The organism is Chromobacterium fluminis (genome assembly GCF_011602385.1).
GTDB lineage: Bacteria > Pseudomonadota > Gammaproteobacteria > Burkholderiales > Chromobacteriaceae > Chromobacterium > Chromobacterium fluminis.
On the sequence record NZ_JAAOMA010000132.1, the window covers coordinates 1 to 383 of the forward strand.

Here is a 383-nt window from a genome sequence, read left to right on the forward strand (position 1 = left end):
GATCTCGCGAGCTAAGGCGAGACAAGACGCCGCGGCGGAAATAGCGGATTGCGCCGACGGCGCCTGAGCGTTTCGAAAACACGCTCGCCATATCGGCAACGCTCAGCAGATTTTGAACAGGTTCTAAGAGCCTGTTCACGATCTCGCGAGCAAGAGCGAGACAAGGCGAAAACGAGCGAAAAAGCGGAATGTACACGTGGTACATGAGCATTTTGAGCTTGTTTTTAACGCCGTCTCGCCGCAGCGCAGCAGATCGTGAACAGGTTCTAAAAAAACGGCACGCTAGTCTGGTGCCGGTTCGCCGCCGAAAACGGCGCTGCCCGCGGGCGCTCCGTTTCGGCGGCAGGGGTCGGCCGCGACCGGCTTAGCGCCTGTTTACGATC

The 383-nt window shown here is 58.7% G+C and carries 1 protein-coding gene; it reads right to left on the minus strand.

Annotation, left to right across the window (positions count from 1 at the left end; genetic code table 11):
• A partial coding sequence (locus tag HA052_RS27495; protein ID WP_206119082.1) for a hypothetical protein occupies positions 1–205 on the minus strand: 205 nt, incomplete at its 3' end.
• Positions 206–383 lie beyond the last annotated feature (178 nt).